General features: G+C 61.4%; 1 protein-coding gene. It reads right to left on the reverse strand.

Translation table 11 applies throughout. The annotated features are described in order from the left end of the window. The coding region (locus DM374_RS32090) for a beta strand repeat-containing protein (RefSeq protein ID WP_225422664.1) at window positions 1-4,441 on the reverse strand (4,441 nt) is incomplete at both ends.

Consider the following 4,441-nt stretch of genomic DNA (forward strand, 5'->3'; position numbering starts at 1 on the left):
AGTGATACCGGTCACCGCACTGATGCTGGCCTTGGCGATATCGGCGCTGGTGGTCGCGGTGTTATCGGCCAAGGTGTAGTTGCCGGCGTCGGCACCGCCGAGGACGATTTCGCTGATACCGACCGACTTGCCGTTGCCGGCGTTCTTGTCGGTGAAGGCGCCGCTGGCGGAGGTCACGCTCAACTCGTCATCGCCGAAACGCCCGGTGAAACCGCTTCCGTCGTAGTTCAAGCTGACATCGGTGGTGCCGTCGTAGGTGCGGTTTTGTGCGGTGATACCGGTTACGGCACTGATGCTGGCCTTGGCGATATCGGCGCTGGTGGTCGCGCTGTTGTCGGCCAGGGTGTAGTTGCCGGCGTCGGCGCCACCGAGGACGATTTCGCTGATCCCGACCGACTTGCCGTTGCCGGCGTTCTTATTGGTGAAGGCGCCAGTGGCAGACGCCACACTCAACTCGTCATCGCCGAAACGACCGGTGAAACCGCTGCCGTCGTAGTTCAGGCTGGCATCGGTGGTGCCGTCGTAGGTGCGGTTTTGCGCGGTGATACCGGTCACGGCACTGATGCTGGCCTTGGCGATATCGGCGCTGGTCGTCGCGTTGTTGTCGGCCAGGGTGTAGTTGCCGGCATCGGCGCCACCCAGGACGATATTGCTGATCCCGACCGACTTGCCGTTGCCGGCGTTCTTGTCGGTGAAGGCGCCATTGGCAGACGCCACACTCAACTCATCATCGCCGAAACGACCCGTGAAACCGCTGCCGTCGTAGTTCAGGCTGACATCCGTGGTGCCGTCGTAAGTACGGTTTTGCGCGGTGATACCGGTCACCGCACTGATGCTGGCCTTGGCGATATCGGCGCTGGTGGTCGCAGTATTGTCGGCCAGGGTGTAGTTGCCGGCATCGGCACCACCCAGGACGATATTGCTGATGCCCACGGTCTTGCCGCCGCCAGCGTTCTTGTCGATGAAGGCGCCGCTGGCAGAGGCCACACTCAGTTCGTCGCTGCCGAAGCGGCCGGTGAACGCGGCATTGCCGGTGTTCAGGCTGGCATCGGCAGTGCCGTCGTAGGTGCGGTCTTGCGCGGTAATGCCGGTGACGGCACTGATGCTGGCCTTGGCGATATCGGCGGTGGCGGTGGCGGTCGTGCTGTCCAGGGTGTAGTTATTGGCATGGCCTCCGCCGAGCACGATATTGCTGATGCTCACGGTCTTGCCGTCACCGGCGTCCTTGGTGTCGAAGGCGCCGCTGGCGGAGGTCACGGTCAGGATGTCGTTGCCGATGCGCCCGGTGAAGGTTGCACTGCCGGTGTCCAGGCCGGCATTGGTCGTGCCGTCGTAGGTGCGGTCCTGAGCGGTGATGCCCGTCACGGCACTGATGATGGCCTTGTTGATAGTGCCCGTGAAGATGGCGGTACTGCTGACGTCGTAGTTACCAACATCAGCGCCCGAGACGGTGATGCCCGTGACGATGACCGTCTTGTTTGTCCCGGCATTGCTGTTGGTGAAGGCGGTATTGGCCGAGCTGATGCTCAGACTGTCGCCTGCGACCATGCCGTCGAAGGCGGCATTGCTGGTGTCCAGCGTGGCAGTGGTGGTGCCGTCGTAGGTCTTGTCAGCGACGCTGAGCCCGGTTATCGAGCTGATCGTGGCCTTGGTGATATTGGCGTTGGTCGTGGCGTTAGTGCTGACCAGGGAGTAGTTGCCTGCATCGGCACCACCAAGGACGATGTTGCTGATATCGACGGTCTTGCCGTTGCCGACGTTCTTGTCGACGAAGGCGCCGCTGGCAGAGGCCACGCTCAACTCGTCAGTGCCGATCCGCCCGGTGAAGCCGGCGCTGCCTGTGTTCAGGGTGGCATCGGTAGTGCCATCGTAGGTGCGATTCTCGGCGGTGATCCCGGTGACGGCGCTGAGGCTGGCCTTGGCGATGACATAGCTGCCCTCGACAACCTTGATGTCATAGCCCTGTTGATCGGAATACAAGCCGGTCAGCCCGAGGCCATAGGTGCCTGCATTGCGAGTGGAAACACTGGTGTAACTGGCGCTGCCCTGCAGGCTGGCACCGCTGTCGGAGAGGCTGTGGCTTACTCCTGCGACCGTGCCGCTCGTGCCGTCGTAAGTCTTGCCGGCAACATCGCCGACAGTGACGGTCAGGGACTTGAGAAGACCGCGCAGCAGCGGGCCTGAGTGGCCGTCATACAGGCGCCAGGCTGCGTTTGTCCCGCCTGTGCTGGCGAGACTCCAGCCGGCGAAGGTGGAGGCCTGGGTCAGTTCGCTCCAGGTCTTGCCAGTGCCGAGGTAGTTTCCACTGAACGCATGGCCCTCGTTGATGGCCTCGCCATTGGCGTCCGTGGTGGCATAGAAGCTGCGCGCGATGCTACCACCACCAGGCTGAATGCCAACCAGGCCACCTCGTTCGCCAGGGCCGTTCATGTTCACACCGCCAGTGGCATAGGAGTCATCGATTCTGGCGCCGTTGTAGCCAACCAGCCCGCCGACGAAAAAGTCGCCGGTTGCGCTGCCGGATGCATAAGTGTTGCTCACATTTTGTTCGCTGCGGCCAACGAGTCCGCCCACTTCAGTGCGGCCCGTCACGTCACCCGTCGCGTAGGCACTATCGATCCTGCCTGTATTGTTGCCAACCAGTCCGCCAACTCTGTCATTGCCGGTCACGCTGACCGTGGCATAGACATTACTGAGGCTACTGGAGTTGCTACCGACCAGTGCGCCGACATTGTTGTCGCTACTGACCACGCGCCCGCCCAGAAGGCCGAGGTTACGGATCGTACTGCCTTCGGCGGTAGTACCAAACAACCCGACGTTGTCACTGTAGCGAGCGATGGTCAGGCCACTGATGGTGTGGCCCTGGCCGTCCAGGCTGCCGCGGAAGGCGTTGCCGCTATCGCCGATCGGGGAGAAGCCTGCCGTGCTCCACATGCCGCTGGCATTGCTGCCTGCGGTGGCGCTGGCATCGATATTGCGCACCAGGGTGTAGCTGGTACCAAGGTTGTAGGCCATCAGTTGCAACTGGTGGGCGTTGCCGATGTTGGTGCTGTATTCGCTGGCGAGGAAGGGGCGAGTCTGGCCCTCGATCATGATCCACTGCACCACACCACTGGCGTCCCTGGCAACGGCGACGTTGCTGGTGCCAGAGACACGTGCCCAGGAACCAAAGCTGGTATAGCTGGTAGCGTTGTAGCGGTTATTGGCATCGATGGCAGCCGCCCCAAGGCTGGTGCCATAATTGGTGGCACTACCTTTTCCAGTGCTGCTGCTATCCCAGTAGGTGTTGCTGAGAGTGCCACTGTTAATAGCGATCAGTCCGCCGCCTGAGGCCCCATTGACAACACCAGTTGCATAGGCATTGCTGATAATGCCGCCAACTTCGTTCGACCCTACCAGCCCGCCGGCTAAAAACTGCGAACCGACAGTTCCGGTCGCATAGGCGTTGCTGATACTGCCGGTGTTCATCCCGACCAGTCCGCCGCTGGCGCCGTCAACAGCCACAGAGCTTACCTGGCCTGTGGCATAGGCGTTGCTGATGCTGCCGTCATTCTTTCCGACCAACCCGCCGCTGCTGTTATAGACGTTGCTTGAAATGTTAACGGTGGCATAGACGTTGCTGATGCTGCCAGCGTTCGCTCCGACCAACCCGCCGACATCCATGAAGTCGGCGTCGATGACCTCCACGCTACCTCCCACCAAACCCGTATCACGGATTTCGCTTGAGGCGGTGGTGCTGCCGAACAAACCGACACCGGCATACCCCAAAGAAGTATGAGCCAGGATGGTGAGATTGCTAAGGGTATGGCCCAACCCGCTCAGACGGCCACTGAAGCCGCTGCCGCTATTACCTACTGGCACCCAGTTGGCGATGCTGCTCAGGTCGATGTCACTGCCAACGGCGTAGTTGCCATCGAGGCGACCTCCCATATTTTGCAAATCAGTGGCGGTGTTGACCACGGTGTAAGTGGTCTTCGCGCCCGTGGTGCCTTTTTGCGTGCTGAAGTTATTGCCGCTTTGCAGGTTGATGGGCGCCTTGATGACGTAGTCCGCCGTACCACCATCCGCACTACCCTGGCCGTAGAGCAAGGCGACCTTGCCACTCGCGTGTTCGGCAGTGATGACGGCGTTGACGTTGATGTTGCGCTCGGCATTCAAGGTGAGCGTATTACCGGTGTTCCAGGTAATGGCATCGTTGACATGAATGTCGCCGTTCCGCCCCGCAGTGCCCATGGTCGCGGTCTGGATTTCGAAATTGTTGCTCTGCACCGCCGCCGACACCGACGCGCCAGTCATGTTGCCGCCGCTGGCGGCGATGGTGAAGTCGTTGGGGTCGATCAGCCAGGTGCCGGTCTTGCCGGACGCTGCCTGGGTGGTGACTTTCGCGCTGTCACTCACATTGACGTGAGCGCCCGAGGTTTCGATGAACCCGCCCTTGCCG

This window comes from Pseudomonas huaxiensis, assembly GCF_003231275.1.
GTDB classification, from domain to species: Bacteria; Pseudomonadota; Gammaproteobacteria; order Pseudomonadales; family Pseudomonadaceae; genus Aquipseudomonas; species Aquipseudomonas huaxiensis.